The sequence below is a fragment of the Actinoplanes italicus genome, from assembly GCF_003001815.1.
Lineage (GTDB): Bacteria > Actinomycetota > Actinomycetes > Mycobacteriales > Micromonosporaceae > Actinoplanes > Actinoplanes italicus.
The window spans coordinates 49,251-74,482 of sequence record NZ_PVMZ01000026.1; the positions used below are offsets into that span (position 1 = coordinate 49,251).

Below are 25,232 nucleotides of genomic sequence, written 5' to 3' on the forward strand. Positions count from 1 at the left end.
GATGACAGCGCGAGTTCGCGCGGGGTCAGATCACCGGTGCTCACCACGCTTTCACCTTGCCATACCGGTCTGTCGCATTCAGTCCCAGGGTGGCACGCGACAAGATCAAAAATCCGACACCTGCGGTACGGCCTCAGCCGCGCGCCCGGACACGGGAGCGGATCGCCCGGTACTCGGCCCACGGAACGGCCGGACGGGCCAGCTGACGGCGTTCCAGGTACCGCTTCGTGGCGGCCTTGGTCTCCCGCAGGATACGGATCTGGTCCCGCGCACCGCCCCTGTGCCGCGCTCCCGGCTCGACCAGGCGGTCCGGCATGAGCACCCAGCCGTCCCCGTCGGCGACGAGTTCGCCCCGCACGCTCGCGTTGTAGAGATTCCACAGCTTGTCGTCGTGCCGATGCACCAACAGCCCGGCCGGCCCGGCGGCGACCGGCACGCCGGCCGGTACCTCGACCCGGTATCCGGCCGGTGTCGCGGTCACCGTGGTCCGCAGCAGCACGGGCGCGCCGGCTTCGTCCACCGCGGTCAGCACCACCGAGTCGAAGGTGTCCAGAACCTCGGCGCCGAGGAGGCCGCTGTCCGCCAGTGAGGCGCCGGACCGGACCGGCAGCGGACGCTCGACGATCTCGGTCGGGGTGACCGTGATCTTCAGGCGCATGTAATAGAAATCGGTCATCAGGTTCATCGGCCAGTCCAGGTAGGACTGCGAGTGGGGCTGCCGCTCCAGGAGCAGCTCCCAGAGCGCCGCCAGATCGCCGTCGGGTCGCACGTGGACCTCGTCCGGGCAGATCGCCTCACCCCGTACCAGAATCTGCTCCGGTTGCGGCAGACCGCTCGCTGTGGGGTTGGAGAAGAGCAGTGCCACCCGGCCGTCCCGGCGGACGTTGAAGGCCTTCTGCGGGTAACCGAGAGACGTGGTGAGCAGGATCGTCCCGTCCGGCCGGACCAGACCGGAGGTCGGCCAGGCAACCGGCGAACCGCTCTTGGTCAGTGTCGCGAACTCACAGGTCCGGTAGGCCTGAAGGGTCTCGTTCAAAACGGTCGGGTCAGACACGCGGCGAGCATAGACGCGCATCATCGACAACCGGTGAACGCCCCTCCCACGACGAAGGCCCCGGCGATCGCCGGGGCCTTCACGCACTGATCAGAATCAGCGGACGAACTCTGCCGCCTGTTGGGTCAACTCGATCAGCGGAGCCGGGGCGACACCGAGCGCCACCGTCACGATCAGGCCCAGAGCGAGCACCGCCGAGGTGAGGAAGCCCGGGATGGAGACGGCCGGGGTCGTCTCGCCCGGCTCGGACAGCCACATCAGCACGACGACCCGCAGGTACGGGAACGCCAGCAGCATGCTCGTGATGACGCCGAAGATCACCAGCCAGGTCTGCCCGCCGTCGACGGCAGCGCCGAAGACCGCGAACTTGCTGGTGAAGCCGCTGGTCAGCGGGATACCCGCGAAGGCGAGCAGGATGAAGGTGAAGATGCCGGCGAGCAGCGGGCTCTTCCGGCCGATACCGGCCCACCGGGACAGGTGGGTGGCCTCGCCGTCCGAGTCGCGCACCAGGCTGATGATCGCGAACGCCGCGAGCACCGAGAACCCGTACGCCACCAGGTAGAACATCGTGCTGCTGAGGCCGTCCGGGTTGAGCGCGAGGACACCGACCATCAGGTAGCCGGCGTTCGCGATCGACGAGTAGGCCAACAGGCGCTTCAGGTCCGTCTGGGTGACCGCCAGGATGGCGCCGACGAACATGGTGAGCACCGCGATGCCGCCGAGGATCGGCTGGAAGTCCCAGCGAACGCCCTCGAAGGCCACGTAGAGCACCCGCAGGAGGGCCCCGAACGCGGCGACCTTGGTGCAGGCCGCCATGAACGCGGTGATCGGCGTCGGCGCGCCCTGGTAGACGTCAGGCGTCCAGACGTGGAACGGCGCCAGCGCGGCCTTGAAGAGCAGACCGATCGAGATCAGGCCCAGGCCCGCGTAGAGCAGCACGGGGCTGCGCTGCGGGTTGGAGACCGCCTCGTGCACCACGCTCAGCTGGATCCCGCCGGCGTAGCCGTAGACGAAGGCCACCCCGAACAGGAAGAACGCCGAGGCGTACGAGCCGAGCAGGAAGTACTTGAGCGCGGCCTCCTGGCTGAGCAGGCGCCGGCGGCGGGCCAGCGCGCACAGCAGGTACAGCGGCAGCGAGAAGACCTCCAGCGCCACGAACATGGTCAGCAGGTCGTTCGCCGCCACGAACAGGAGCATGCCGCCGAGCGCGAAGACGCTGAGCGGGTACACCTCGGTGGCGCCCGGCTGTCCACTGGCCTGCTGGGCGTCCTTCTGCGAGCCGACGGTGATCGCCGCCTGCGAGACGAACGCGCCGCCCTGCTCGATCGTGCGGTCGCCGATCAGCAGCAGCGACACCCCGCCGAGCACCAGGATCGAGCCCTGCAGGAACAGGGTCGGGCCGTCAACGGCGACCGAGCCGCCGATGGTGACGGTCCGGGTTCCGCGCTCCATGATCACCGCGACCAGGGAGGCGACGACGGCGATCAGGGCCAGCGACAGCTGGACCACGTTACGCGCCCGCCGCGGCACCGCTACCTCGACGAGGACGCCGAGGCAGGCCGCACCGAAGAGGATCAGCATCGGCAGCAGTGCCCCGTAGTCGATCGGGGGCAGTTTCAGGGGATCCATGGTCAGCCGCCTGCCTTTCCGTCAGCCACCACGGTGGGGGCCGGGTCTTCCTTGCCGACGTCCTGCATCGTCGCCTGCACCGCGGGGTTGATGACGTCGGTGACCGGCTTCGGGTAGAAGCCGAGCACCAGCAGGAGCACGATCAGCGGCGCCACGACCGCCTTCTCGCGCAGGGTGATGTCCTTCGACATGGCCGGCACTTCGGCCAGAGCCGGGTTGAGCGTGCCCTGGGTGGTCCGCTGGATCATCCACAGGACGTACGCCGCGGCCAGCACGATGCCGAGCGTGGCCACCACGGCGTACGCCGGGTTGGTGCTGAACGTGCCGATCAGCACCAGGAACTCACTGACGAACGGGGCGGTACCGGGCAGCGCCAGCGAGGCGAGACCGGCGAAGAACAGCACGCCGGCCAGCACCGGCATCAGCTTCCCGGCCCCGCCGAAGTCGCTGACCAGCGCCGATCCGCGTCGGGCCACGAACATGCCGACCACGATGAACAGCAGGCCGGTGGCCAGGCCGTGGTTGACCATGTAGAGCACCGCGCCGGTGCCCGCCTGGGTGGTGAAGGCGAAGATGCCGATGCCGATGAAGCCGAAGTGCGCGATCGACGTGTACGACACCAGGCGCTTGAGGTCGTTCTGACCGACCGCCAGCAGGGCCGCGTAGATGATGCCGATCACCGCGAGGACCATGGCCGCCGGCGCGAACCACTTCGACGCCTCCGGGAAGAGCGAGAGGCAGTAGCGCAGGATGCCGAACGTGCCGACCTTGTCCATCACGCCGACCAGCAGCGCGGCAGCACCCGCCGGGGCGGCGCCACCGGAGTCCGGCAGCCAGGTGTGGAACGGGAAGAACGGCGCCTTGATCGCGAACGCCACGAAGAAGCCGAGGAACAGCCACCGCGCGGTGTTCTGGTCGATCGCGGCGGTCGCCTCGGCCAGTTTCGTGAAGTCGAAGGTCTTCCCGCCGAGCACCCACAGCCCGATCACGGAGGCCAGCATGAAGAGGCCGCCGACCAGGCTGTAGAGGAAGAACTTGACCGCCGCGTACTGCTTCTGGCCGGTGCCGAACGACCCGATGATGAAGTACATCGGGATCAGCATGATCTCGAAGAACACGTAGAACAGGAACACGTCCGCCGCGGCGAACACCCCGATCATCGTGAACTCGAAGGACAACAGCAGCGCGAAGTAGGCCGGCGCCGACCGCGTGCTCTGGTCGACGTCGTTCCAGGACGCCAGGATGACGACCGGGAACAGGATCGCGATCAGCATCAGCATGACGAGCGCGATGCCGTCGGCCGCGAAGGTGAAGTTCGCGCCCCACGCCGGGATCCAGGTGTACGACTCACGGAACTGGAACCGCTCACCGCCGTCGACGGTCCAGGCGATCCACATGAAGACGCTGAGCACCAGGACGACCAGCGACCAGATCAGCGCGACCAGCTTGGCCAGCTCGGCCTTCTTGCGCGGGATGAAGGCGACCACACCCGCACCCACCAGGGGCAACAGAGTGAGGATCGAAAGGAACGGGAAGTCTTTCACGCCAACCACCCCAGTTGGATCGCGATGAAGGCGCCGACCACGAGCATGGCGCCGGTGAGAATCGACGTGGCGTACGAGCGGACGAAGCCGGTCTGCAGCCGCCGGAGCCTGCCGGAGCCGCCGCCGATACCGGCCGCGATGCCGTTGACCAGGCCGTCGATCCCACGGTTGTCGAGGAAGACGAGGGCCCGCGTGAGGTAGATGCCGGGCCGCTCGAAGACCGCCTCGTTGAAGGCGTCGGTGTAGAGGTTGCGCCGCGCCGCGGTGACCAGCACCCCGGCCGGCTCCGGCTCGAGCGCCGTGCCCTTACGGAACAGCGCCCACGCCAGGCCCGCGCCGAGCACGGTGACCAGCAGCGACAGGATGGTGATGACGGTGTGCGACAGCACGCCGTGCGCCTCCCCCTCGCTCTCCCCGAGGACCGGCGTCAGCCAGTCCGGCACGGTGCTGGCCATGAGGGCACCAGCGCCGACCGAGCCGACCGCGAGCAGGATCAGCGGGATCGTCATGATCGCCGGGGACTCGTGCGGGTGCTGGTTGTCCTCGGTCCAGCGGGCCGGGCCGTGGAACGTGAGCACGAACAGCCGGGTCATGTAGAACGCGGTCAGACCGGCGCCCAGCAGAGCCGCACCGCCGAAGACCCACGCCTCCCAGGCCACCTCGCGCTCGAAGGCGGCCGCGATGATCGGCTCCTTCGAGAAGTAGCCGGACAGCGGCGGGATGCCGATGATCGCGAGCCAGCCGGTCCCGAAGGTCAGCCAGGTGATCTTCATGTGCTTCGACAGGCCACCGAACCGCCGGATGTCGACCTGGTCGTGCATACCGTGCATGACCGAGCCAGCCCCGAGGAACATGTTGGCCTTGAAGAAGCCGTGCGCCAGCAGGTGCACGATGGCCAGCGCGTACGCCCCGCCGCCGAGCCCGACGCCGAGGAACATGTAACCGATCTGGGAGACCGTCGACCAGGCCAGCACGCGCTTGATGTCATCCTTGGCCGCGCCGATGAGACAGCCCATGAGCAGCGTGATCGCGCCGATGCTGACGACGATCAGCTGCAGCGTGGTGTTCGCTGAGAAGATCGGGTTGGACCGGGCGATCAGGTAGACGCCGGCGGTGACCATGGTCGCGGCGTGGATGAGGGCGGAGACCGGAGTCGGGCCCTCCATCGCGTCCGGGAGCCAGGCCTGCAGCGGGAACTGACCGGACTTACCGCAGGCACCGAGCAGCAGCAGGATTCCCATGATCAGAATCGTGCTCGCGGCCAGCGAGTCGACGCCGTTGAAGACGTCGTCGTACTGCGTGCTGCCCAGCTCGGTGAACATCAGGAAGATGCCGATCGCCAGGCCGGCGTCGCCGACCCGGTTCATCAGGAACGCCTTCTTGCCGGCGGTCGCCGCCGACGGCCGGGTGTACCAGAACGAGATCAGCAGGTACGACGCCAGACCGACGCCCTCCCACCCGAAGTACAGCATCACGTAGTTGTTGCCCAGGACCAGCAGCAACATCGCCGAGACGAACAGGTTGAAGTACGCGAAGAACCTGCGGCGGCCCGGGTCGTGTTCCATGTACCCGACCGCGTACAGGTGGATCAGCGAGCCGACACCGGTGATGAGCAGGACGAAGACGCCGGCCAGCGGGTCGAAGAGCAGGCCGAAGTCGACCTTGAGGTCTCCGACGACGATGAAGTCCCAGAGACTCAGCTCAGCGGACCGCTTCTCGGCGTCCAGACCGGACAGGGCGAAGAAGAAGACCAGGCCGAGTACGAACGACGCGGCGACCGAGGCCACGCCGAGCCAGTGCCCCCACTTGTCGGCCCGTTTGCCGAGCAGCAGCAGGATCGTCGCACTGGCCAGCGGGATCGCCACGAGCAACCAGATGTTGCTCAACACTCCCGTCGCCGGGGCGAATGTGTGTTCCACGAAATGCCCCTTCAGTACTTCAGGAGGTTCGCGTCGTCGACACTCGCCGAGCGTCGCGTACGGAAGATCGACATGATGATGGCGAGGCCCACCACGACCTCAGCGGCAGCGACGACCATCACGAAGAACGAGATGATCTGGCCGTCGAGGCCACCGTTGATACGGCTGAAGGTGATGAGCGCCAGGTTCGCCGCGTTCAGCATCAGCTCGATGCACATGAACAGGACGATCGCGTTGCGGCGGACGAGCACCCCGGCAGCGCCGATGGTGAACAGAATCGCCGCAAGCACCAGGTAATAGTCAGGTGTCACTTCTCGGTTCCCTTCGGCGCGGCCTCGTCAGCCGTCAGCTCCCGGATCGGAAGGATCGGCGAGATGCTCCGCTCGGCTCCGTTGCCGTCCGGCAGGCGGGCCGGTGCGGCCACCGACATCGTGTTCGCGTAGACGCCGGGACCGGGCTTCGGACCCGGGTAGTTGCCCGGCCGGAACCGCTCCTTCATCCGGGTCACCTGGTCGCGTACGTCCTCCTTGGCCTTCTCGACGTGCGCCAGGATCATGGCGCCGACCGCGGCGGTGATCAGCAGCGCCGAGGTCACCTCGAAGGCGAAGACGTACTTGGTGAACAGCAGCGAGGCCAGGCCCTGCACGTTGCCGTACTGGTTGGCGGCGTCCAGGCCGACCGCCTCGGTGCTCCCGAGGGACCGGGCCAGGCCGGTGCCGATCAGGGCGGCGAAGGCGACACCGAGCACGATCGCGGCGATCCGCTGACCCCGCAGTGTCTCGATCAGCGAGTCGGACGCGTCCCGGCCGACCAGCATCAGCACGAACAGGAACAGCATCATGATCGCGCCGGTGTAGACGATGATCTGCACGAAGCCGAGGAACGGCGCCGAGTTCATCACGTAGAAGAACCCGAGGTTCAGCATCGTGAGGACCAGCCAGAGCGCGGAGTGCACCGCGTTACGGGCCAGCACCATGCCGAGCGCGCCGATCACCGCCAGAGATCCGAGAATCCAGAAGGCGACCTGCTCGCCCGTGGAGACCGCTGTCATTCCGGGTCCCCCTGAACAAGCGGGGCCTTCTCGGCGCCGGCCGAGGTGCCCGGGTTGGTGAGGGCGCCGACGTAGTAGTCCTTGTCGGTCTCGCCCAGGCGCATCGGGTGCGGCGGCTGCTCCATGCCCTCCAGCAGCGGGGCCAGCAGTTCCTTCTTCGTGAAGATCAGGTCCTGCCGGTTGTCGCGGGCCAGCTCGTACTCGTTGCTCATCGTCAGCGACCGGGTCGGGCAGGCCTCGATGCACAGGCCGCAGAAGATGCAGCGCGCGTAGTTGATCTGGTAGATCTTCGCGTACCGCTCACCCGGCGAGAACCGCTGCTCGTCGGTGTTGTCGCCACCCTCGACGTAGATCGCGTCAGCCGGGCAGGCCCAGGCGCACAGCTCGCAGCCGATGCACTTCTCCAGGCCGTCCGGGTGCCGGTTGAGGATGTGCCGCCCGTGGTAGCGCGGTGCCGGCTTCGGCGGTGAGAACGGATAGTCGGTCGTGATCACCTTGCGGAACATGTGCGCGAAGGTCACGCCGAAACCCTTGAAGGAGCCGGTGAACGTACCCACGTCACACCTCCTTCGTTTCTGGCTCGTCGCCGTCCGCCGAGGCGGGGACGGTGGCCGGGGCGCGTTCGGCCACGGCACGGCGGGCGCGGGGACTCGGCGGGACCTGCAGGTCCATCGGCGGCACCGGGAAACTGCCCGGCGGCCGCTGGTGCAGCTGTTCCTCGATGGAGAGCTGCTTCGGTTTCTTCGGCGACGGCCAGCCCCAGGCGACCGCCAGGACCAGGATCGCGACCACGCCGGTGGTGATCCACCGGGTCTGGTCGGAGATCTGGCCGCTGCGGGCGACCTTGAAGAAGGCCAGGATGAGGATCCAGACCAGGTTGACCGGGATCAGCACCTTCCACCCGAAGCGCATGAACTGGTCGTAGCGCATCCGGGGGAGCGTGGCCCGCAGCCAGACGAAGCCGAAGAGCAGGATGAACACCTTGCCGAAGAACCAGAGCAGCGGCCAGTAGCCGGAGTTGGCGCCCTCCCAGAACGTGGTGATCGGAGCCGGAGCCCGCCATCCGCCCAGGAAGAGTGTGGTCGCGAACGCCGAGACGGTGATCATGTTGATGTACTCGGCGAGGAAGAAGAGCGCGAACTTGAACGACGAGTACTCCGTGTGGAAACCGCCGACCAGCTCGGACTCCGCCTCGGGCAGGTCGAACGGCGCCCGGTTGGTCTCACCGACCGCGGCGATCAGGTAGATGATGAAGCTCGGCAGGAGCTGCACCGCGTACCAGCTCGGCGCGGTCACCTCGAAGCCGAACAGCTCCACCGGGTTGCCGTGGGCCTGCGCCTTGACGATCTGCGAGGTGCTCATCGTCCCGGCGGTCATGAAGACCGCCACGATCGACAGACCCATCGCGACCTCGTACGAGATCATCTGCGCGCTCGACCGCAGACCACCCAGCAGCGGGTAGGTCGAGCCGGACGCCCAGCCGGCCAGCACGACGCCGTAGACGGCCATCGACGAGCAGGCGAGCAGCACCAGCACCGAGACCGGCACGTCGGTGAGCTGCAACGCGGTCTGCTGGCCGAACATGTTGACCACGCCGCCGAACGGGATCACCGCGAAGGCGGTGAACGCCACCGTCGCGGAGATGACCGGAGCGATGAAGTAGACCACCTTGTCGGCGGTCTTCGGGATGATCTCCTCCTTGAACGGCAGCTTCATGCCGTCGCTCAGCGAGGTGAGGTATCCGCGCCAGCCCACCTGGTTGGGGCCCGGCCGGACCGCCATCCGGGCCACGACCTTGCGCTCGAAGTTGATCGTGAAGAGCGTCAGGACCAGCAGCAGGACGAACAGGCCGACCAGCTTGATCAGCGAGATCCACCAGACGTCGTTCTCGAACGTCTCCAGAGTCGGGTCGACGGCGGTAGCCGCGAGCACGATCTGATTCATCACGCCACCCCCTCGGCGAGGATCGGGCCGGGGACGCCGGCCGTCAGCTTGACGACCGCGCCGGCGGTGACGCCGAGACTGCGCCGGACCGTCGAGCCCGGTGAGTTCGTCGGCAGCCACACCACTCGCGGCGGCAGGTCGGTGATCGCGGCCGGCAGCGTGACCGAGCCACGGATCGTGCTGACCGTGAGCAGGTCACCGTCGGCGATCTTCAGCGACTCGGCCAGGTCCTTGCCGATCCGCGCGACCGGCGGGCGGGCCGTACCGGCCAGCACCTGGTCACCGTCGAGCAGCGAACCGAGGTCGATCAGCTGGTGCCAGGTGGCGAGGACCGCCTCGTGCTCGCCGGGCCGGGCCGCGTCCGCGGCTGCGGCGGCGGGCACGGCCGGGCGGGCCACCGCGGAGCCGGGCAGACCGCCCAGCTCACGGCGGATCGCCATGACGTCACCGGTGTTCAGGGTGGTGTCCAGCAGGGCGGCGATCGCCTCGAGCACACGGCCGTCGGTCATCGAGGTGCCCTTCAGCACAGCGTCGAACGACCGGAGCCGGCCCTCCCAGTCCATGAACGTGCCGGCCTTCTCCACGGCCGGTGCGATCGGCAGCACCACGTCGGCCCGGCGGGTCACGGCGCTCTGCCGGATCTCCAGGCTGACCAGGAACGGCACGGCGTCGAGCGCCTCGTCGGCCAGCTTCGGGTCGACCAGGTCGGCCGGGTCCACGCCACCGACCAGCAGCGCACCGAGGGTGCCGTCCGCCGCCGCCGCGATGATCTGGTCGGTGTCCCGTCCGGGCGTGCCGGGCAGGACGCCCGACCCGACCTTCCAGGCCAGGCCCAGTTCGGCGCGGGCCGCGGCGTCGGTGACCGGACGGCCACCGGGCAGCAGGTTCGGCAGGCACCCGGCGTCGATCGCGCCACGGTCACCGGCCCGGCGGGGCACCCACGCGAGCTTCGCGCCGGTGCGGGCGGCCAGGGCGGCGGCCGCGCTGAGCCCGCCCGGCACGGTCGCCAGACGCTCGCCGACGAGGAGCAGGGCACCGGGGGCGCCGAGGGCCTCAGCCACCACGGGGTCGGACGCGAGGATGCGCGCCTCGTCACCGGGGACTGCCGCGACGAGCGCGGCACCGAGCTTCTCCAAACCCCGGCTGAGGTACGGCGAAACGGCCGTCACCTGGAGCTTCTTGCGAATGTGGCCCTTGCGCAGACGCAGGAAGAGGATCGGTGACTCCTCCTCCGGCTCCAGTCCGGCGATCACCACCGACGGGGCGTTCTCGACCTGCTCGTACGTCACGTCGGTGACCCCGGCGACGGCGGCGGCCAGGAACTCGGCCTCCTCCGTCACGCCGAGCGGCGAGCCGGTGGCGCGGATCGGGCGGGCCCGGAAGTCCACGTCGTTGGTGCCGAGGACGGTCCTGGCGAACTTCGCGTAGGCGTACGCGTCCTCGACCGTGAGCCGACCGCCCGGAAGGACGCCGACACCTCGCTCCCGCGCGGCCTTCAGGCCCTCCGCGGCCGCGAGGAGCGCCTCGCTCCAGGCGGCCTCGCGCAGCTCACCGGTCTTGGCATCGCGGATCAGCGGGGTGGTGATGCGGTCGGTGGCGGTGGCGTAGCGGAAGCCCCACCGGCCCTTGTCGCAGTTCCACTCCTCGTTCACCGCCGCGTCGTCGCCGGCCAGCCGGCGCAGCACCTTCCCGCGCCGGTGGTCGGTGCGCTGGGCGCAGCCGGAGGCGCAGTGCTCGCAGGCGCTCGGCGAGGAGACCAGGTCGAACGGGCGGGCCCGGAACCGGTACTGCTCGCCGGTGAGCGCCCCGACCGGGCAGATCTGGATGGTGTTGCCGGAGAAGTACGAGTTGAACGGGACGTCGCCCTCGCCGTCACCGACCTCGCCGTCACCGGTGCCGTCGCCGCCGAAGAAGTCGTCGCGGTAGACGTTGATCTGCTCGCCGGAGGACCGGTCCATCAGGTCGATGAACTTGTCGCCGGCGATCTCCTCGGAGAACCGGGTGCAGCGCTGGCAGAGCACGCAGCGCTCCCGGTCGAGCAGCACCTGGCTGGAGATGTGGATCGGCTTCTGGTACTCCCGCTTCTCCTCCACGAATCGGGAGTCGGCACGACCGCTGCTCATCGCCTGGTTCTGCAGCGGGCACTCACCGCCCTTGTCGCAGGTGGGGCAGTCGAGCGGGTGGTTGATCAGCAGCAGCTCCATCACGCCGGCCTGCGCCTTGGCGGCGACCGGGGAGCTGAGCTGGGTCTTCACCACCATGCCCTCGGCCACCGTCTGGGTGCAGGAGGCGACCGGCTTGCGCTGGCCCTCCACCTCGACCAGGCACTGCCGGCAGGCCCCGGCCGGGGCGAGCAGCGGGTGGTCGCAGAACCGCGGGATGGCTGTACCCATCCGCTCGGCGACCCGGATGACCAGCTCGCCCTTCTCGGCGACCACCTCGACGCCGTCGATGGTGAGGGTGACCTGGTCGGCCCTCTTGGCTACATCGGTCATCAGTGCGCTCCTACAAGGGACTTCTCGGAGAGCCGCGGCGCGGTGCGGCCCTCGATGTAGCCGAGGTAGTCGTCCCGGAACCACTTGAGCGTCGACACGACGGGCGTCGCCGCGCCGTCGCCGAGGCCGCAGAAGGACCGGCCGAAGATGTTGTCCGCGGTGTCCTGGAGGGTGTCCAGGTCGGCGACGGTGCCGTGCCCGGCGAGGATCCGCCGGTAGGTGCGGACCATCCAGTAGTTGCCCTCACGGCACGGGGTGCACTTGCCGCACGACTCGTGGTGGTAGAACTCCAGCCACCGCCACGTGTTGTAGACCGGGCAGTCCTGGTCCGAGAAGATCTGCATCGCCGTGGTCCCGAGGATCGACCCGGCCGCCGCCACACCCTCGAAGTCCATCGGGGTGTCGATGTGCTCGGCGGTCAGCAGCGGCGTCGACGAGCCACCCGGCGTCCAGAACTTCAGGTTGTGACCGGGCTGCATGCCGCCGGCCAGCTCGATCAGCTCCCGCAGGGTGATGCCGAGGCCGCATTCGTACTGGCCCGGGTTCACCACCCGGCCGGACAGCGAGTAGATCATCGGGCCGGACGACTTCTCGGTGCCCATGCTCTTCCACCAGTCGGCGCCGCCCAGCACGATGTACGGCACGCTGGCGATGGTGCCGACGTTGTTGACGACGGTGGGGCTGGCGTAGAGGCCGGCGATCGCCGGGAACGGCGGGCGCAGACGGGGCTGCCCACGGAACCCTTCGAGGGAGTCCAGCAGTGCGGTCTCTTCACCACAGATGTACGCCCCCGCGCCGCTGTGGACGACCAGGTCGAGGTCGAATCCCGAGCCGAGGATGTTCTTACCGAGGTACCCCTTGGCGTACGCCTCCTGCACGGCGTGGCGCAGCCGTCGGGCGGCGTGCACCGCCTCACCGCGGATGTAGATGAACGCCCGGTCCGCGCGGATCGCGTAGGAGGCGATGATCGCGCCCTCGATCAGCGAGTGCGGGTCGTACGTCATCAGTGGCAGGTCCTTGCAGGTGCCCGGCTCGCCCTCGTCCGCGTTGATCACCAGGTAGTGCGGCTTGCCGTCGCCCTGCGGGATGAAGCCCCACTTGAGCCCGGTCGGGAAGCCGGCGCCACCCCGGCCGCGCAGTCCGGAGTCCTTGACCAGCTGGATCAGGTCGTCCGGGTGCACGTCGAGCGCCTTGCGCAGCGCGAGGTAACCGTCGAGGCGTTCGTAGACCCCGATCTGCCACGCGTCCGGCGAGAGCCAGCGCTTGGTCAGGACGGGGGTCAGCTTCTGAAGGACCTCCGGCCGTGGCTGGGTCACTTCTCCTCCTCGGTACCGGGCCGGACGTTCTGCCACCCGGGGTTCGGGTCGACGGTGGCCGGCTTCTGCTCGGCATTGCGCTGGGTGACGATGCTTTCGCCCCGCTGGGTGTCGCCGGCAGGCTTGCCGTCGCCAGCCGGCTCATTGCTCGCCACGCCGGCCCGCTCGGCGGGATTGCCGGGTGCCGGTGAGGTCGTCGCCGGATCGCCCGGGGTATCGCCGGTGGGGTTGCGCGACTCCGCCGCGCGGACCTCGGGGTCCTTGACGTCGCCGGTGTCGGTGGTCCGGCCGGCGTGCCGATGCTCCCCCACCTTGTCGGCGACAGCACCGGCAGCGCTCTTGGCCGCTGTGGCCGCCTTCTTGACCGCCGAGGCGATCTTGCCCTCCGGCTTGGCCTCGACCGGCTTGTCCGCCTCGTCCGTGCGGGGCGGGAGCCCGCCCTCGGCCCGGGCCGGCTTGGTCTTGGTGATCGGGGTGTCCGGGTCGAACCCGGCCACCGCGACACCGTGCTGCTGGGCGAGCCGGACGCCGCGCAGGGTCGGCGCTCCGGCCACCCCGTCGGCGACCGCGCCGTCGCGGGGATCGGCGAACCCGGCGAGCTGGTACTGCATCTCCTTGAGCGAGCAGATCCGCGCGCCACGCGCCGGGGTCTGCTCCTTGCCCTGGCGCAGGTTCTCCACCAGCTCGACCGCGCTCTCCGGGGTGGCCTGGTCGACGGTGAAGTCGTAGTTGACCGTCACCACCGGCGCGTAGTCGCACGCAGCCAGGCACTCGGCATGCTCCAGCGTGATCTTGCCGTCGGCCGAGGTCTCGCCGTGGCCGACGCCGAGGTGCTCGACCAGCCCGTCGTAGACCTCCTGGCCGCCCATCACGTTGCAGAGGGTGTTGGTGCAGACGCTGACCAGGTACTCGCCGGTCGGCCGGCGCTTGTACATGGTGTAGAACGTCGCGACCGCGCCGACCTGGGCCTTGTTGATGCCCAGGATGTCGGCGCAGAACGCCACCCCGCCCGGGCTGACGTAGCCCTCCTCGGTCTGCACCAGGTGCAGCAGCGGCAGCAGCGCTGAGCGCTCCCGGCCGGCCGGGTACCGGGCCAGGATCTCCCTGGCCGGTTCGAGAAGCTTCGCCGCCAGAGGCTCGGCGGCCGGCGAGAATTCCACCGTTGTCATCGGTCACACCCACCCATCACGGGATCCAGCGAGGCGCCGCCGGCGATGACGTCGGCCAGCAGGGCGCCCTCGGCCATCGCGGGGATGGCCTGAAGGTTCACGAAGCTCGGCTCGCGGTAGTGCACCCGGTACGGATGGGTGCCACCGTCGGAGACCGCGTGCACGCCGAGTTCGCCACGCGGGTGCTCGACTGCGACGTAGACCTGCCCGGCCGGAACCCGGAAGCCCTCGGTCACGAGCTTGAAGTGGTGGATCAGCGACTCCATCGACTGACCCATGATCTTGGCGACGTGCTCGAGCGAGTTGCCGAGCCCGTCCAGGCCGAGCGCGAGCTGCGACGGCCAGGCGATCTTCTTGTCCGCGATCCAGATCGGGCCGGGCTTCAGCCGGTCCAGAGCCTGCTCGACGATCTTGAGCGACTCGCGGATCTCCGCCATCCGGACCAGGTAACGGCCCCAGACGTCGCCGGTCGTCGCGGTCGGCACGTCGAACTCGTAGTTCTCGTAACCGCAGTACGGCATGGTCTTGCGCAGGTCCCAGGGCAGGCCGGCCGAGCGCAGCACCGGGCCGGTGATCCCCAGGGAGAGGCACCCGGTCACGTCCAGCACGGCGACGCCCTGCGTCCGCTGCTGCCAGATGACCTGGCCGGACAGCATGGCTTCGTACTCCTTGAGCTTCTTCGGAAGGTACTTCAGGAAGTCGCGGATCTTGCGGACCGCGGACTCCGGAAGGTCCTGCGCGAGGCCGCCCGGCCGGATGTAGCCGTTGTTCATCCGCAGGCCGGAGGTCTCCTCGAAGATGTCGAGGATGTACTCCCGCTCGCGGAAGCCGTACAGCATCATCGAGATGGCGCCGAGCTCCATGCCCGTGGTGGCCAGCCAGACCAGATGCGAGGCGATCCGCTGCAGCTCCATGAAGAGCACGCGGATCGTGGTGGCCCGATCGGTGATCTGGTCCTCGATGCCGAGCAGCTTCTCCACCGCGAGGCAGTACGCCGTCTCGTTGGACATGTTGGCCAGGTAGTCCATGCGCGTGACGAAGGTGACGCCCTGGGTCCAGTTCCGGTACTCGAGGTTCTTCTCGATGCCGGTGTGCAGATAGCCGACGACCGGGCGGCACTCGGTGACCGTCTCGCCCTCGAGCTCGAGCACCAGCCGGAGCACGCCGTGCGTGGACGGGTGCTGCGGACCCATGTTGACGACGATCTTCTCGTTGCTGAGCGGGTCGATGTTGGCGGTGACGCTGTCCCAGTCGCCGCCCGTGACCGTGAAGACCCGGCCCTCGGTGGTCTCGCGCTCGCTCGCGTACTCAGATGTGGTCACTGGTAGACCCTCCGCTGGTCGGGAGGCGGAATCTCGGCGCCCTTGTACTCGACGGGCACGCCGCCGAGCGGATAGTCCTTGCGCTGGGGGTGGCCCTCCCAGTCGTCCGGCATGAGGATCCGGGTGAGGTTCGGGTGGCCCGGGAAGACGACGCCGAACATGTCGTAGATCTCCCGCTCCTGCCAGTCGGCGGTCGGGTAGACCCGGGTGACGCTCGGGACGGGGACGCCGTCGGCCACCGCGACCTCCAGGCGCACCCGGCGCCGATAGGTCATCGAAGTCAATTGATAAGCGACGTGAAAACGGCGCTCATCCGAGCCGAGATAGTCGACCGCGTCGACCGAAGAACAGAGTTCGAACCGCAGCGAGGCGTCGTCGCGCATTACCTGACATACGTCGACGATGTGCTCGGCGCGTACGTGGAGTGTGAGCTCCGCCCTATCCACGACCACCTTCTCGATGGCTTCCGAGATGGCCGGATAAGCTTCTTCCAACGCGTCATAGACGTCGTCGAAATATCCGCCGTAAGGCCGTGGGCTGTCAAAAACAGCAGGTCGGGGGCGGACCAGGCGACCGAAGCCGGAGACGTCTCCGGTCCCCTGGACGCCGAACATGCCCTTATCCGGGCTGGGCGGCGTCTGCGCCGGAGCACCCAATTCGGCACCCGCCGGAACGCTACCCTCAGTTCCGGGCTGAATACTCATTTGTGAACCTCCCGCAAATGCGGCTGGAGCTTCATCCAGTTCTCGATCCGCAATTGCTCTTCGCGTCCCTCTTTAACGGCCTGGGTCCATTCCTCGCGACGGACCTTGTCCACACGGTAGGACGACGGCATCGCACCGGGCGCGACGATCGGAACTCGGCCCTCGGCCTGCCGAGCTTCGAGCATCTTGCGTCCGTTGGGGCCGAGCGGCTGGGCCATGACCTTTTCGCGCATCTTCAGGATCGCGTCGATCAGCATCTCCGGCCGCGGCGGGCAGCCCGGCAGGTAAACGTCCACCGGGACGATGTGGTCGACGCCCTGCACGATGGCGTAGTTGTTGAACATGCCACCGGACGAGGCGCAGACACCCATCGAGATGACCGAGCGCGGCTCGGGCATCTGGTCGTAGATCTGGCGGACCACGGGGGCCATCTTCTGGCTGACGCGACCGGCCACGATCATCAGGTCGGCCTGCCGGGGCGAGGCACGGAAGACCTCCATCCCCCATCGCCCGAGGTCGTAGTGGGGACCGCCGGCAGCCATCATCTCGATGGCGCAACAGGCGAGGCCGAAAGTGGCGCCCCAGAACGACGACTTACGGGCCCAGTTGGACACTTTCTCCACGCTCGTCAGCAGGATGCCTGACGGGAGTTTCTCTTCGATTCCCATGGCGCATCAGTCCCAGTTGAGGCCGCCACGCCGCCACACATACGCGTAGGCGATGAAGACGGTGAGGATGAACAGGACCATCTCGACGAACCCGAACAGGCCGAGCGCGTCGAAGGACACGGCCCACGGGTAGAGGAAGATGGTCTCGATGTCGAAGATGATGAAGAGCATCGCGGTCAGGTAGAACTTCACCGGGAACCGCCCGCCGCCGATCGGTTGTGGCGCCGGCTCGATACCGCACTCGTAGGCGTCGAGCTTCGCGCGGTTGAAGCGCTTCGGCCCGACGATGGGTGCGATGGACACCGAGAACAACGCGAAAAGGGCGCCGAGGATCAGCAACCCGACGATCGGGACGTAAGGGTTGATCGTCATTTCTACTCCCGTACGACTGTTAGCCGCTTAACACTAGATACTGAGCTTCTGTAGTCCTTTGGTCGGGGTGCCCCCTGTGTCCGATTAGCCCGGTCATCGCTCAAACGGAGGGCGCCACCTTGGTCAAGCCGTTGATGATGCGATCCATGGCGTCGCCACCCCTGGGGTCGGTGAGGTTGGCCAGGAGCTTGAGGACGAACTTCATGAGCAGCGGCTGCGGCATGCCGTACTTGGTGGCCAACCTCATGATCTGCGGGTTGCCGATCAACTTCACGAAGATCCCGCCAATCCGGTAGTACCCACCGAACCGCACGCTCAACTCGGCGGGGTACGCCTGCAGGGCCCGCTCGCGCTCGGGGCCGAACGGACGGGCCAGAGCCTGCACCGCCACCTCGGCCGCCATCTCGCCGGACTCCATCGCGTACGCGATGCCCTCGCCGTTCATCGGGTTGACCATGCCGCCGGAGTCGCCGACCAGCAGCACACCGCGGGTGTAGTGCGGTACCCGGTTGAAGCCCATCGGGAGCGCGGCACCGAGGGTCGGGCCGTCGGCGTTGGCCTCGTCACGCAGGCCCCACTCCTCCGGGGTGCTGCCCAGCCAGTCGGTGAGCAGGTGACGGTAGTTCGTCTTGCCGAACGCGTCGGAGGAGTTGAGGATGCCCAGGCCCACGTTGACCCGGCCGTCGCCCAGGCCGAAGATCCAGCCGTAACCGGGCAGGAGCCGGGCCGGGTCCTGCGCGCTGCGCAGCTCGAGCCAGGACTCCAGATAGTCGTCGTCGGCCTTCACGGCCGAGTGGTAGTAGCGCCGGACCGCGACACCGAGCGGCCGGTCGTCGCGCTTGGCCAGGCCGAGGGCCAGCGGGAACTTGCCGGAGACGCCGTCCGCGGTGATCACCAGGGGCGCGCGGTACTGGACCGGCTCCTTGTCGGGGCCGATCTTCGCCTCGACGCCGATCACGTACCCGTCGTCGTTCTGCACCGGCCCGGTCACGTTGACACCGGTCTTCAGCAGGGCGCCGGCCTCGACGGCCCGCTGCGCCAGCATGTCGTCGAAGTCCATCCGGGTCCGGACCAGGCCGTAGTTGGGGAAGCTGGCCAGCTCGGGCCAGTCCAGCTCGAGGCGCACGCCGCCACCGATCACCCGCAGGCCGCGGTTCTGCAGCCAGCCGGCCTTCTCGGAGGTGTCGACACCCATCCGGATGAGCTGGCGGACCGCACGGGGAGTGAGGCCGTCGCCGCACACTTTCTCGCGCGGGAACTCGGTCTTCTCGAGAAGCAGAACACGTACGCCGTGCCGGGCGAGGTGATACGCGGCGGCCGATCCGCCGGGGCCCGCTCCGACCACGATCACGTCTGCCTCGTCGGCGACGATCCCCATCGTTCCGCGGTCGCTCACGGCCAACCTCCCTCGCGCGACGCTCGTGAATTAGTTCACAAGCATGCCTCGATCGGAGTGTAGGCCGACTATCGAAGATCTTTGCGCTTAGGTCCGCCTAATTGTTCCTCCGACACTAACGCCCCTGCTCAGGAGCCCGAAGGACCCGGTCCGCCACGCCGAGTGCCGGGCCGTCGAGGTGCTGCCGGATGGTCCCGCCCATAGCCCGGTCCAGGGCTGTGATCAGCTCTTCGACCAGGTCTTGAGCAAGATCGGGATCCTGCGCCGCCACCATCCGCAGCCGGCTGGCCAGCTCGGTGGCGCGGCGCTCGCCGGCCTCACCCTCGTCGATCGCGAGGTCGATGTCAGTGTCGTCCAGTTGCCCGATATCAGTCATGATCCGAGCTAAACAGCGCATTTACCGCTTTGCTGGGAGAATTCCCGTTTTACACCCTGGTAGCGCGGTGCAGCGCCACGATCCCGCCGCTCAGGTTCCGCCAGCCCACCCGGTCCCACGGTCCGGCGGCGGCGATCCGGGACGCCAGGCCCTCCTGGTCCGGCCACGCGCGGATGGACTCGGCGAGATAGACATACGCCTCCGGATTGCTCGCCACCGCGCGAGCCACCGTCGGCAGCGACCGCATCAGGTACTGGAGGTAGACGGTCCGGAAGGGTCCGTTCGTCGGGTGGCTGAACTCGCACACGACGAGGCGGCCACCCGGCCGGGTCACCCGCGCGAACTCACGGAGCGCAGCCGCCGTGTCCACGACGTTACGGAGCGCGAAGGAGATCGTGACCGCGTCGAAGACACCGTCCGCGAACGGCAGTTTCAGCGCGTCCCCGGCGAGCAACGGCACCTCGGCCCGCACCCGGCGGCCGGCCCGCAGCATGCCCACCGAGATGTCGGCGCCGACCGCGAACGCGCCCGAACGGCTCAGCTCCTCGGTCGAGACGCCGGTGCCCGCGCCCACGTCCAGCACCCGCTCCCCCGGCCGCAGCCCGAGGGCCGCGCGGGTGGCGCGGCGCCAGCCACGGTCCTGGCCGAACGAGATGACGGTGTTGGTCAGGTCATACCTGCTGGCCACGCCGTCGAACATCTCGGCGACCTCATGCGGCTGCTTGTCCAAATCTGCGCGCGTCACCAGGCAAGCCTGCCAGATAACAGCGCGGGCGGGATGGTCACCCATCCCGCCCGCGCCTTGTGCGTTATATATACGACCGCCATCGGTCGGGTCCGACTGCTCGTCACCAACGCTGACCGCGGCAGGCGACGTATAAGTTGTTCCGGTGCCTTACACAGGCAACGTAACCAGCGGAAAGGACCCGGTACAGCCAACCGGCGGGCTCGTTACGAAGGAGCAACCCGGCCTCACCGGTCCGACGATCCGAACCTGGCCGAACGGCTGACTGCCACCCCCCGAAGGGACTGGTTTAAGTCAGGACGCCTCGACCAGCGGGAGCTGTTTGCGGACGCCGCCGCCCGGCAGGGCGATCGACGAGAAGTGCGAGACCACCCGGTCGTCGGTCGGGTCGTCGGCGGGCGTCCAGTGCACGGCCAGGTGTTTGTACCAGGTGTCGCGCCACGCGGGGATGCGGTCCGCGGTGCGGATCATCGAGATCAGCTCCTGCAGGTTCGACCGGTGCTTGGCTCCGGCCGAGGAGATCACGTTCTCCTCGAGCATGATCGAGCCCAGGTCGTCGACACCCATGTGCAGCGACAGCTGGCCGATGTCCTTGCCCGTGGTGAGCCAGGACGCCTGCAGGTGGGCCACGTTGTCGAAGAACAGCCGCGAGACCGCGATGAACCGCAGATACTCCATCGTGGTGGCCTGGGTGCGGCCCTTCAGGTGGTTGTTCTCGGGCTGGTACGTCCACGGGATGAACGCCCGGAACCCGCCGACCTCGTGCGACTGTTCGACGGGCACGTCGGAGTAGCCGTTGGCCACGGCCAGATCCTGCACGTCACGGATCATCCGGATGTGCTCGATGCGCTCGGCGTTCGTCTCACCCGTACCCATCATCATGGTCGCGGTCGAGGAGAGCCCGTGCCGGTGGGCGATCGCCATCACCTCGAGCCATCGGGCGCCGCTCTCCTTGAGCGGGGCGATGGCCTTGCGCGGCCGGTCCGGCAGCATCTCGGCACCGGCGCCGGCGATCGAGTCGAGGCCGGCCGCCTTGATCCGGATCACCGCGTCCTCGATGGAGACGCCGTCGACCTTGGCCATGTGCAGGATCTCGCTCGGGCCGATCGAGTGGATCGCCAGCTGCGGGTAGGCCTGCTTGACCGAGGAGAAGAGATTCTCGTAATACTCCACGCCGTAGTCGGGGTGGTGGCCGCCCTGGAGCATCACCTGGGTGGCGCCCAGCTCGACGGCCTCACCGGCCCGGCGCAGGATCTCCTCGATCGGGTGCGACCAGCCCTCGGAGTGCTTGGGGGCCCGGAAGAACGCGCAGAACTTGCACGCCGTCACGCAGACGTTGGTGTAGTTGATGTTGCGGTCGATCAGGTACGTGACGATGCCGTCCGGATAACGCCGGCGCCGTACCGCGTCGGCCGCCTCGCCCAGCGCGTGGAACGGGGCCTCGGTATAGAGCAGCAACGCCTCCTCGGGCGTGATGCGGCCGCCGTCGGCTCCGCGCTGCAGGATGCTGTCGATCTCCGGGTTCGCGGTCACGATCTGAAGCGTACGTCCAGCGGGCGTCGATCGTCAGCGGCGAGGGTCACCGGGACGACCCTGTACGGCGGATAGGCTCGACGGACATTTCAGGGGGTGGAAGTGCTCGTCGTGCACGGTGGCTGGGTGCCCGGAAGTGGACTGATCATCTGGGCCGAGGATCCCGGCCTGCCGCTGACCACGACCTCCCGGTCACGGTCGCGTCCGCACCCGTTCGCCACGTCTGACCTTCCCGGCATCGACGCCGCGGTCGCCGGCACGGTGCGGCTCACCCTTCCCGGGACCGGACGGGGACCGCTGCCCTCGCCGGAGACCGGCCTCGAGAGCACGGCCCGCGGGGTCAAGCTCGGCGAATGGACGGTCCCGACGCTGACCGTCCCGGGGGACGAGGCGCTCGCGGTCCTCGGCGAGCTGGCAGAGCCCGACCCGGACGGCTCGTGGGTCGCCGGCGCGTCACTGCGTTATCTGAGCCTGCTCGCCGGTTACGCCTGCGACCTGGCCCGGCGCGGCCGGATGCTGCCTCAGCTGGTGATCGAGGGCGGAGTGCCGGCCGCCCGCTGGCGGCCGGTGCTGACCGGGGCCGACACGGCGGCCTTCCGGGACTTCGCGGCCGGGATGCCTCCGGTGGTCCGGGCGATTGCGGAGAGTCAACCGATCGGCCGTACGCTGCGTGACGCTCTGGAGTGGCTGCTCGACAGCGCGGCCCGCTCGGTGCTGCCCGACCGGCTCATGGTCGGCCAGCGTCCCGGCCCGAAGGCGGCCCTGCCCGACCGCTGGCTCGCCGCCCTCACCGCCGAACCGACACTTCCCGGGGCCGCCGACGCCGACGTGCGCGACCTGCGCCGGGCGCTCGAGGACTGGATGCGGGCCGCGAACGAGGCGAACGGGCCGGTTCGGGTCAGTTTCCGCCTGATCGAGCCGGGCGAGGACACCGACGAGTGGTGGCTCGAGTTCGCGCTCCAGTCCGCCGAGGACCCGGCGCTCTATCTGCCGGCCGAGGACGTGTGGGCCGGTGGCCGCTTCCCCGGGCTCCCGCAGCGGCCGGACGAGACGCTGCTCGCCGGGCTGGGCCGGGCCGTTCGGCTGTTCCCGCTGCTGCACGTGGCCCTGCTCGAACAGCGGCCGGCCGCGATGTCACTGAGCACCGCCGAGGCGTACGAGTTCCTCCGCCAGGCCGCGCCGCTGCTGCAGGCGGCCGGGTTCGGTGTGCAGCTCCCGGCGTGGGCCGGGCGCAAGGCGGTCGGGCTCAAGCTGACCACCCGGACGAGATCGAAATCGGGTACGTCGTCGCGAGCGGCCGCGGACTCCGGGTTCGGGCTGGAGCAGCTGGTCGACTTCCGGCTCGACCTGGTCATCGGCGACAGCGTGGTGAGCGCCGCGGAGCTGGCCGAGCTGGCCCGCCTCAAGGTGCCGATGGTGCGGGTGCGCGGGCAGTGGGTGGAGCTCGACGACCGGCAGCTCAAGGCTGCGCTCAAAGCGGTCGGCAGCCGGCGCGAGGGCGAGATGACCGCTGGTGAGCTGCTGCAACAGGTGGTCGAGGGCGGCGAGGAGGATCTGCCGCTGGTCGAGGTGGATGCCGACGGCGATCTCGGCGACCTGCTCTCGGGGCAGGCTTCCGAACGCCTGAGCCCGATGCCGACACCGCCCGGATTCCAGGGCGCGCTCCGTCCGTACCAGGAGAGGGGTCTTTCGTGGTTGAACTTCCTGGGTCGTCTCGGGCTGGGCGGCATCCTCGCTGACGACATGGGTCTCGGCAAGACCGCGCAGACCCTGTCGCTGCTGCTCACCGACGAGGGTTCGAAGACCCTGCTGATCTGCCCGATGTCGCTGGTCAGCAACTGGTTCAAGGAGGCCGGGCGGTTCGCGCCGAGCCTGCGCGTGTACGTGCACCACGGTGGCACCCGGCAGCGTGGGAGTGAGTTCGACGCGGCGGTGGCCGAGGCCGATCTGGTGATCACCACCTACGGCACGGCGCTGCGCGACCTGGAGACGCTGCGCGGGGTGCGGTGGAGCCGGGTGGTCTGCGACGAGGCTCAGGCGATCAAGAACAGCGGGACCCGGCAGTCGCAGGCGGTCCGCACCATCCCGGCCCGGACCCGGCTGGCCCTGACCGGCACGCCGGTGGAGAACCATCTGGCCGAACTCTGGTCGATCATGGACTTCTGCAATCCGGGGCTGCTCGGGCCGGCGAAACGGTTCCGCCGCCGGTTCCAGGAGCCGATCGAGACCCGGCAGGACGAGGACGCCACGGCCGCGCTGAAACGGGCGACCGGGCCGTTCGTGCTGCGCCGCCTCAAGACCGACAAGACGATCATCTCGGACCTTCCGGAGAAGAACGAGATGAAGGTGTGGTGCTCCCTCACGCCCGAGCAGGCCACCCTCTACCAGGCGGTCGTCGAGGACATGATGGCCGAGATCGAGAGCAGCGAGGGCATCCAGCGGCGCGGCAACGTGCTGGCCGCCATGATGAAGCTCAAACAGGTCTGCAATCACCCGGCCCACCTGCTCAAGGACGGCTCCCGGCTGCCCGGGCGGTCCGGCAAGCTGGCCCGGCTCGAGGAACTCGCCGACGAGATCGTCGAGGACGGCGACAAGGCCCTGATCTTCACGCAGTACGCCGAGTGGGGCACCCTCCTGCAGCCGTACCTCGCGGCGCACACCGACCGTCCGGTGCTCTGGCTGCATGGCGGTCTGAGCAAGTCCCGACGCGACGAACTGGTCGAGCGGTTCCAGACGTCGGACGAGCCCATGCTGTTCCTGCTCTCGCTCAAGGCCGCCGGCACCGGCCTCAACCTGACTGCCGCCAACCACGTCGTCCATTTCGACCGGTGGTGGAATCCGGCCGTCGAGGACCAGGCGACCGACCGGGCGTACCGGATCGGGCAGTCCCGCGACGTGCAGGTGCGTAAATTCATCTGCACCGGGACGCTGGAGGAGAAGATCGACGCGATGATCGAGCGGAAGAAGGCACTGGCCTCCTCGGTCGTCGGCACCGGCGAGGAGTGGATCAGCGAGCTGAACACCGACCAGCTGCGTGAACTGTTCGCCCTCGACCCGGCGGCGGTGCGCTGAGATGGCCTTCTTCGAGCACGCCGCCCCGATCAAGGTCGACGGTGGCCTCGCCGTGCGGTCGAAACGCGGCAAGATCGGCGAGCAGTGGTGGTCGCGCCGGTTCGTGGACGTGCTGGAGGAGGTCTGCGACGCGGGCCGTCTCGCTCGCGGCCGCACCTACGCGCGGAAGGGGCAGGTCATCGACTTCGCCCTGACTCCGGGACGGGTTCTGGCCCGTGTGCAGGGATCACGGCCCAAGCCATACGAGGTCAAGATCCGGATCTCCTCGTACGACGACGCGCAGTGGGCAGGCGCGATCGACGCGCTCGCGTCCCGGGCGCTGTACCGGGCCGCGCTGCTCGCCGGCGAGATGCCGCACGAGATCGTCGACCTCTTCACCGAACTGGGCCTGCCACTCTTCCCGGACCGGCTGGACATCGACTGCTCCTGCCCGGACTGGGGTGTGCCCTGCAAGCACGGCTCGGCGGCGCTCTACGTGATGGCCGAGGCCTTCGACGACGACCCGTTCCTGGTGCTGGCGTGGCGCGGCCGCGACCGGGAACGGCTGCTCGAAGCGCTGCGCGGAACACCGGTGCCGGAGGAGACCGTCGATCCGCTGGCGATCGAGGACGAGCCACTGGACGCCCGGCTGGCCGATTTCTGGTCGCCGGGTATCAGCCTGGGCCGCCTGCGCGAGCGGCCGGCCCGGATGGCACCGCCTGAGCTGCTGTTACGTGCGCTCGACGCGCCGCCGGTCAAGGTGCGGCACGTCCCGCTGACCGACGTGCTGCGCCCGCATTACCGCGATCTGGCCCTCTCCCCGGAGGAGGACTGACCGAGGGGCCGCGTCCACCATGGACCGATCGTGGGTAAGTCCATGATGGACGCAGCGTTACGTCACGCTACCAGGCGTGTTCATCGACAACTAGTTACTTGGAGTGGTT

Annotated in this window: 21 protein-coding genes; 2 read left to right on the forward strand and 19 right to left on the reverse strand. The window is 68.6% G+C overall.

Features of this window, described 5'->3' with window-relative positions; genetic code table 11:
* Window positions 1–133: 133 nt before the first annotated feature.
* The 19 genes from CLV67_RS42615 to mqnC all read right to left on the reverse strand — a co-directional run bounded on the left by CLV67_RS42615 (window position 134) and on the right by mqnC (window position 21,237).
* Window positions 134–1,054, reverse strand: a complete 921-nt coding sequence (locus CLV67_RS42615; protein WP_203737663.1) for a pyridoxamine 5'-phosphate oxidase family protein — start codon at window positions 1,052–1,054, stop codon at window positions 134–136.
* Window positions 1,055–1,150: 96 nt separating this feature from the next.
* A complete protein-coding gene (gene nuoN / locus CLV67_RS42620; RefSeq protein WP_106329182.1) occupies window positions 1,151–2,683 on the reverse strand; it encodes an NADH-quinone oxidoreductase subunit NuoN in 1,533 nt (510 codons plus the stop codon).
* 2 nt (window positions 2,684–2,685) lie between these two features.
* Window positions 2,686–4,227: an NADH-quinone oxidoreductase subunit M gene (locus CLV67_RS42625; protein ID WP_106329184.1), complete on the reverse strand. Its 1,542-nt coding sequence runs from the start codon at window positions 4,225–4,227 to the stop codon at window positions 2,686–2,688.
* On the reverse strand, window positions 4,224–6,146 hold the full coding sequence (gene nuoL, locus CLV67_RS42630; RefSeq protein ID WP_203737664.1) for an NADH-quinone oxidoreductase subunit L: 1,923 nt from the start codon (window positions 6,144–6,146) through the stop codon (window positions 4,224–4,226). The genes CLV67_RS42625 and nuoL overlap by 4 nt, the downstream gene beginning before the upstream one ends.
* A gap of 11 nt (window positions 6,147–6,157) precedes the next feature.
* On the reverse strand, window positions 6,158–6,457 hold the full coding sequence (gene nuoK, locus CLV67_RS42635; RefSeq protein ID WP_106329188.1) for an NADH-quinone oxidoreductase subunit NuoK: 300 nt from the start codon (window positions 6,455–6,457) through the stop codon (window positions 6,158–6,160).
* Window positions 6,454–7,197: an NADH-quinone oxidoreductase subunit J gene (locus tag CLV67_RS42640; protein WP_106329190.1), complete on the reverse strand. Its 744-nt coding sequence runs from the start codon at window positions 7,195–7,197 to the stop codon at window positions 6,454–6,456. The genes nuoK and CLV67_RS42640 overlap by 4 nt, the downstream gene beginning before the upstream one ends.
* Entirely contained in the window at window positions 7,194–7,754 is a 561-nt protein-coding gene (gene nuoI, locus CLV67_RS42645) for an NADH-quinone oxidoreductase subunit NuoI (RefSeq protein ID WP_106329192.1), read from the reverse strand. The genes CLV67_RS42640 and nuoI overlap by 4 nt, the downstream gene beginning before the upstream one ends.
* A gap of 1 nt (window position 7,755) precedes the next feature.
* Window positions 7,756–9,141 (reverse strand): NADH-quinone oxidoreductase subunit NuoH, encoded by a 1,386-nt coding sequence (nuoH, locus tag CLV67_RS42650; RefSeq protein WP_106329194.1) that lies wholly within the window; start codon window positions 9,139–9,141, stop codon window positions 7,756–7,758.
* Window positions 9,141–11,636: an NADH-quinone oxidoreductase subunit G gene (locus tag CLV67_RS42655; protein ID WP_106329196.1), complete on the reverse strand. Its 2,496-nt coding sequence runs from the start codon at window positions 11,634–11,636 to the stop codon at window positions 9,141–9,143. Before CLV67_RS42655 ends, nuoH begins: the two co-directional genes overlap by 1 nt.
* Window positions 11,636–12,952, reverse strand: a complete 1,317-nt coding sequence (gene nuoF, locus CLV67_RS42660) for an NADH-quinone oxidoreductase subunit NuoF (protein WP_106329198.1) — start codon at window positions 12,950–12,952, stop codon at window positions 11,636–11,638. Before nuoF ends, CLV67_RS42655 begins: the two co-directional genes overlap by 1 nt.
* Window positions 12,949–14,121: an NADH-quinone oxidoreductase subunit NuoE gene (gene nuoE / locus CLV67_RS42665; protein WP_106329200.1), complete on the reverse strand. Its 1,173-nt coding sequence runs from the start codon at window positions 14,119–14,121 to the stop codon at window positions 12,949–12,951. The genes nuoF and nuoE overlap by 4 nt, the downstream gene beginning before the upstream one ends.
* Window positions 14,118–15,443: an NADH-quinone oxidoreductase subunit D gene (locus CLV67_RS42670; RefSeq protein WP_106329202.1), complete on the reverse strand. Its 1,326-nt coding sequence runs from the start codon at window positions 15,441–15,443 to the stop codon at window positions 14,118–14,120. The genes nuoE and CLV67_RS42670 overlap by 4 nt, the downstream gene beginning before the upstream one ends.
* On the reverse strand, window positions 15,440–16,147 hold the full coding sequence (locus CLV67_RS42675) for an NADH-quinone oxidoreductase subunit C (protein WP_106329204.1): 708 nt from the start codon (window positions 16,145–16,147) through the stop codon (window positions 15,440–15,442). Before CLV67_RS42675 ends, CLV67_RS42670 begins: the two co-directional genes overlap by 4 nt.
* Complete coding sequence (locus tag CLV67_RS42680; RefSeq protein ID WP_106329206.1) at window positions 16,144–16,815, reverse strand: NuoB/complex I 20 kDa subunit family protein; 672 nt, start codon at window positions 16,813–16,815, stop codon at window positions 16,144–16,146. Before CLV67_RS42680 ends, CLV67_RS42675 begins: the two co-directional genes overlap by 4 nt.
* 6 nt (window positions 16,816–16,821) lie before the next feature.
* Window positions 16,822–17,187 carry an NADH-quinone oxidoreductase subunit A gene (locus tag CLV67_RS42685; RefSeq protein WP_203737666.1) on the reverse strand — a complete coding sequence of 122 codons (366 nt, stop codon included), beginning with the start codon at window positions 17,185–17,187 and terminating at the stop codon, window positions 16,822–16,824.
* A gap of 100 nt (window positions 17,188–17,287) precedes the next feature.
* The gene (locus CLV67_RS42690; RefSeq protein ID WP_106329208.1) at window positions 17,288–18,565 is read right to left on the reverse strand and encodes a geranylgeranyl reductase family protein; all 1,278 of its coding nucleotides are present in this window, start codon (window positions 18,563–18,565) and stop codon (window positions 17,288–17,290) included.
* A 133-nt stretch (window positions 18,566–18,698) separates the two neighbouring features.
* Window positions 18,699–18,959: a hypothetical protein gene (locus CLV67_RS42695; RefSeq protein ID WP_106329210.1), complete on the reverse strand. Its 261-nt coding sequence runs from the start codon at window positions 18,957–18,959 to the stop codon at window positions 18,699–18,701.
* Between the two features lie 49 nt (window positions 18,960–19,008).
* Complete coding sequence (locus tag CLV67_RS42700; RefSeq protein ID WP_275414973.1) at window positions 19,009–19,704, reverse strand: demethylmenaquinone methyltransferase; 696 nt, start codon at window positions 19,702–19,704, stop codon at window positions 19,009–19,011.
* Window positions 19,705–19,998: 294 nt separating this feature from the next.
* The gene (gene mqnC / locus CLV67_RS42705) at window positions 19,999–21,237 is read right to left on the reverse strand and encodes a cyclic dehypoxanthinyl futalosine synthase (protein WP_106329214.1); all 1,239 of its coding nucleotides are present in this window, start codon (window positions 21,235–21,237) and stop codon (window positions 19,999–20,001) included.
* Between the two features lie 102 nt (window positions 21,238–21,339).
* On the opposite strand from mqnC, the gene CLV67_RS42710 reads away from it, so the two are divergent.
* Window positions 21,340–24,309 carry a DEAD/DEAH box helicase gene (locus tag CLV67_RS42710; protein ID WP_106329336.1) on the forward strand — a complete coding sequence of 990 codons (2,970 nt, stop codon included), beginning with the start codon at window positions 21,340–21,342 and terminating at the stop codon, window positions 24,307–24,309.
* A 1-nt stretch (window position 24,310) separates the two neighbouring features.
* Window positions 24,311–25,123 carry an SWIM zinc finger family protein gene (locus CLV67_RS42715; protein ID WP_106329216.1) on the forward strand — a complete coding sequence of 271 codons (813 nt, stop codon included), beginning with the start codon at window positions 24,311–24,313 and terminating at the stop codon, window positions 25,121–25,123.
* The last annotated feature ends 109 nt before the right edge of the window (window positions 25,124–25,232 follow it).